General features: G+C 55.1%; 5 protein-coding genes. 2 read left to right on the top strand and 3 right to left on the bottom strand.

Annotated features, from left to right (window positions below):
- Positions 1 to 400: 400 nt before the first annotated feature.
- On the top strand, positions 401 to 1,051 hold the full coding sequence (locus tag ABX962_RS29955; RefSeq protein WP_372725041.1) for a hypothetical protein: 651 nt from the start codon (positions 401 to 403) through the stop codon (positions 1,049 to 1,051).
- 59 nt (positions 1,052 to 1,110) lie between these two features.
- On the opposite strand, the gene msrB is transcribed toward ABX962_RS29955, so the two are convergent.
- Together msrB and ABX962_RS29945 are read right to left on the bottom strand one after the other, a co-directional pair.
- Positions 1,111 to 1,746, bottom strand: a complete 636-nt coding sequence (msrB, locus tag ABX962_RS29950; protein ID WP_372725039.1) for a peptide-methionine (R)-S-oxide reductase MsrB — start codon at positions 1,744 to 1,746, stop codon at positions 1,111 to 1,113.
- 259 nt (positions 1,747 to 2,005) lie between these two features.
- Positions 2,006 to 2,926: a peptidase C39 gene (locus ABX962_RS29945; RefSeq protein ID WP_372725037.1), complete on the bottom strand. Its 921-nt coding sequence runs from the start codon at positions 2,924 to 2,926 to the stop codon at positions 2,006 to 2,008.
- A gap of 241 nt (positions 2,927 to 3,167) precedes the next feature.
- Here ABX962_RS29945 and ABX962_RS29940 point away from each other — a divergent pair, with 241 nt between their 5' ends.
- Complete coding sequence (locus tag ABX962_RS29940; protein ID WP_372725035.1) at positions 3,168 to 4,271, top strand: ABC transporter ATP-binding protein; 1,104 nt, start codon at positions 3,168 to 3,170, stop codon at positions 4,269 to 4,271.
- Between the two features lie 25 nt (positions 4,272 to 4,296).
- Here ABX962_RS29940 and ABX962_RS29935 read toward each other — a convergent pair.
- Positions 4,297 to 4,980, bottom strand: a 684-nt coding sequence (locus ABX962_RS29935) for an aminotransferase class IV (protein ID WP_372725034.1), incomplete at its 5' end; no start/stop codon positions are given.

Below are 4,980 nucleotides of genomic sequence, written 5' to 3'. Positions count from 1 at the left end.
CGCCAACGGGCTCTAGACGCCAGTGGAGCACGATCTGCGACCCAACTCACACGTCAGCCATCGTAAATTATACACTAACCGCCGTTTTCATTATTTAGGGTGCCGCGAAGCGGAATGAGGACTCGCCAGAGCGTGGATGCTTTCGTTGCTCGTCGCGATACCGCGATTAACATTTAAAAACAACGAGGAGTCAACATGATGGCGCGTTCTCGCAGTGTGTCGTCAAAGCGATCTCGCCTGCCAGCCGGCTTCGAATTGCGTTTCAGCCGTGAAACTGCCGTAAAACACGGGCTTTCATAGCAAATCGTTGAGCGTGAAACCCGATTGGCACGGCACATGCTTTCTCTTGGTTTCGGCAGACATGACTGCAAGAAAAATTTACAAACCAAGGAAAATGAAAATGGCCGTTATCAACAAGACATTCGCTTCGCTTGCACTATGCCTGACCGCGTTCTGCTCGACTGCATCGGCGGACACCTACCAGCACATCGATCAATTGGCACTGCAGATCGCAATTCAGTCGAACCAGATCGTAGGTGAAACGAGCCATTACCGGCACACGCCCGAGTACCGTCATCTGCTGAGCGACGCACGTGATATGGCGCGATTCGCAGACCACATTCACGAACTCGCCCATCATCGATCGAGCGTCAGCCATTTGGACCGCGATCTGGCGCAGCTGGACTCGAAGTTCCATCATCTCGAGTCTTTGTTCGATGGTATCGAACGCCGTTCGGCTCACGGCTATGGTCATGTGCACGGCAATACGGCGCATGTACGAATGTTGCTAAACGCGATTGAAAACAACATCCATCATCTGCGTGACGACATTCGAACGCTTCGCACCCCGGTTTACACATCACCCTATTCAAGCAATTGGGGCGGTTACACAAGTCGTTGGGGTGGTTACACCGCACGTCCCTCGAGTAGCGGTTTTGGGCATGTCGACCATCACAACCATCACGATGATCATGGTTCGCATTCGCAACGATCGCGTTCGCGAGGAATCACAATTGGCGGAGGCAGCTCGCGGTTCACGATCAGATTCTAATCGCCGAGTTCACGACCAAAGACGCCCTACCTAGCGAAAACGCGAGCTCTAGCGGAAAGCTAATCTTGTTTGGCGTCTTGGGCCGCAGAGATGGTACCGGTCGGTTTATTTTTGGAAGAGTTGTTTTCGGCCGACTTGTCTGCCTCGACAAAATTCAGCGAGGCACTGTTCATGCAGTAGCGCTTGCCCGTCGGTTCCGGCCCGTCATCAAAGACGTGGCCAAGGTGGGCACCACATCGCGAACAGTGCACCTCAACTCGCGTGTAGATCAATCGCCAATCGTTACGAAACCCAACGACCTTCTCGTCTTTGGGTTGGTAAAAACTGGGCCACCCGGTTCCCGATTTAAACTTGGTTTTGCTGTCGAATAGTTCTTGTTCACAAACGATACAGTGATAGGTGCCTTCCTTTTTGTTGTCCCAGTATTTGTTGCGAAACGCAGGTTCGGTGGCCTCGTTTTGGGTGACATCGTATTGCATTCGATTGAGTGACCGACGCAGTTCCAATTTGCTCTTGGGCTGATAAGCCGGCTCGGCGTCCGTGGGGGACTTGTCTCGCGCATCGGCAGTCGAGGAGACGGAGGTGTCATCGGCGTGTGCGATCGTCAAGGTCGATACGAATAACATGCCGGCAAGAGACACGATTCCCGCAAGGCACGCGGTAGCAGAAAGGGGCAGATTTAGGCGGGTTTTCATCGGCGGGGCTCCAAAAAAACTATCAAGGGTCGAATCTCTATTATCATCATCACGGCGGGGCAAGAGCAAGCATTGTTTTGTCCATCGCCGCGTTTCGCTGCGGGTAACGCCAACGATTTTTGACGAAATTTCGCAAATCGTGGTCCGTACTAAATGGTCGTAATGCTATGGGGGCCGTCACTTTTCGTAGTTTCGGAGAGATTCCGAGCTAGGGCGAGCGATTGTGCCATTGTGGTTTTCCTGCGATGGGCTATCGATTTTAGCGGCGGACCAGCGTTACCCCCTCGCCTCGCCATAGCACTCGCAAATCATCGTCGGCCCACGTCTCACGGCCGATCGAGGGATCGCCGATATCGAGCAATCCATCGTCTTTCCGCCCAAATAAAACGATGGAATGACGGAATCCGGGGTCCCACCCATAGCGATTCACGTAGAGAGGGTTCGCCCCGTAGCGGGGCAATCCGACCACCAACGCCGCAGGCCAAGGACCCTTTGTCAGCAAACTTTCAATATCGGTGTGTAGCACTTCGGGACGGTAGCGAGTCGACAACGTCGCCAGCGAGAGTCCACGCCAAAGTCCAAGGGAGGGGGTGCCACGTGCATCGGTCAGACAGTGGTCGACCATCGCGGCTTCGGTCATTTCAATGCCGACACTTTTCAGCAACGTTGCGGCCGCTGCGGCGCTGCATGTATTTGTGTGCGACTGAATGCACACCTGTTCCGAGTCCCACAAGTTGGATCCCGAGACGGGGCGAAAAACGGGTTGCAGGACCGGTTGGAATAACGTTGCCAAGGCTAACGCGGCCATCAGCGATGCGGACAATACGCGGCGCCACAACGGGCGATGGGGCAATCGAAACGCCGCCCCACTGGCCACCGCCAAAGCAAACGCGGTCCAGTTCGAGAAAATGATTGCGGACGAAAACGGCAACAGTGTCGCCCACCCCATGCGGTCTTTGGTGGCGTACAGCAGCACAAAGGATACCAGTACCGCAGCGGCCAAGACGAACGAGGGCGTGTTGGAAACGTTCTCGTTTCGCAAGCCATTTAACGGCGTGTCTTTATCGGATGCCTGATTCCGTTTGGGCTCGCTCGGCCTCGGACGCAGTAACCATGCGACGACCACGACGAGCGTGGCAGCGATCAGCGTTGTGATCGAGAGTGCGATGATCAAGTCCATTGTGAAGCCCCATCGTTGACTTCATCGGAGACGCGAAGCATCCGATTTTTGGCGAGTGAATGTCGACAGCGAATGGCAGGTGCGTGAAATTCGAGCAGCAGCAGCAGTTTGGCAATCGACCGACGAAATGTGTGCAATGAATTGGGATGTTGTTTCGGCGAAGGATGCCTTCTATTGTAGTGCATCGCGACGCCGCCGCGAACGCGATCTCCGTTTTCATCGATAGCCCCCTGCTCTACCCATGTCTTCTGTTCAGCTTTGCGCTATTCAAAAACGCTTTGCGAGCCAACTTGTCTTGGACTCGCTAAGTTTGCACGTCGCGGCGGATGAGTATTTTGTGCTGCTTGGCCAAAGCGGTTGTGGCAAGACGACGACGTTACGCGTGATCGCCGGGATTGAATCGCCCGATGCAGGAAACGTTTTGGTTGCTGCCGAGGACGTTACGTCGCAGCAGCCGCGCAAGCGGGATGTTTCGCTGATGTTTCAGGGTGATGGTTTGTACCCTCACATGACGGTACGTCAAACGTTGGCGTATCCGATCAAAGGCATGATGCCGGCGGTCGAAATCGAGCGACGGATCGCATGTGCCGCGAGATTGTTGGGGCTCGACGCACTATTGGACCGCCATCCAGAAAAGCTAAGTGGCGGTGAACTGCGACGCGCCGGGCTAGCAAAATCGGTCGTTCGCCAAGCCACGGTGCGTTTGTTAGATGAACCCCTTTCGGCACTTGATGGGGCGGTACGCTATCAGTTTCAACAAGATCTGAATCGTTGGCATCGGGAAATTCCGGGCACCACGATCCATGTCACTCACGACGGTGACGAAGCGATGCGGATGGCCGATCGGATTGCGGTGATGCACCAGGGAAGGATTGTGCAAGTGGGAACGCCTGAGGAAATCTATCACCATCCCTCTTGCATCGCGGTTGCGCAATCACTCGGTTCGCCCCCAATCAATCTGATAAAGGCAACCCTTCGCGGAGGTCAATTGAGATTGCCATGGGGCACGTTCCCCGCAGTGACGCGGAACGACGTCGTCGAGGATCACGTCGTGCTCGCGATCCGTCCCGAGAGCTTTCGGCTTGCAACCGAACCGCCCGCGGCCAATGGATTAGTGGCCACTGCGATCTGTCGTTGGCGTCAAGTCTTTGGCGGTTGCTGCCACGCCCGGTTCGAGCTGGATCGCCGTGACAACCAAAGTCACGACGCTAAAAACGAGGTCCAAGTCAATGCGATCCTCGATCAAGATTGCGGCGTGCAAGTCGGTGACACCGTCACACTCGGGGTGCAGTCGCGCGACGTGCAGCTTTTTGCCGGATCGGGCGAGCGAATTGAGTGGGAGTGATGGTGAGGCATCGCACCAGCCGTGATTACGATTGGTGAACCAATTTTCGAAACGCATCGTTCAATTGCAAGGTCACGGGGCCTGGTTTCCCATCGCCGATTTTGCGATTGTCGATTTGCACGGCGGGGATCACCTCGGCGGCGCTGCCGGTTAAAAAGCATTCATCCGCGACATAGATGTCATGGCGTGTCATCGGAGCTTCGCGAGTCTCGATTCCTGCAGCGACGGCCAGTTCCAATACCGCATTCCGCGTGATGCCTTCGAGGATTCCCGCGTCGATTGGGGGTGTCGTCAAAACGCCATTTTTGATCAGGAAGATGTTGTCGCCGGTACACTCGGCGACTTCGCCTTTGTGGTTCAGCATCACCGCTTCGATACAGCCTGCATTGAGACCTTCGATCTTCGCCATGATGTTGTTCAGATAGTTGAGCGACTTGATTCGTGGGCTCAGTGCGGCCGGATGGTTACGGATCGTCGATGCCGTGACCAGTTTAAGTCCCTCGGTGTAGTGGCTTTCAGGATACAGCGTGATTTTGTCAGCGATGATGATGACTTGCGGATCGACGCAGCGAAACGGATCGAGCCCGAGCGGTCCGGCCCCGCGAGTGACAATCAGACGGATATAGCCATCGTTCAGTCCGTTTTCTTTGACGGTTGCGTTAACATCGTCCGTCAATTGCTCGATCGACATGGGGATCGTCAAAGCGAT

The sequence above is a fragment of the Novipirellula sp. genome (genome assembly GCF_041583735.1).
Lineage (GTDB): Bacteria > Planctomycetota > Planctomycetia > Pirellulales > Pirellulaceae > Novipirellula.
Note: the sequence above shows the minus strand (reverse complement) of the source record. Positions and strands in the feature narration are given on the sequence as shown.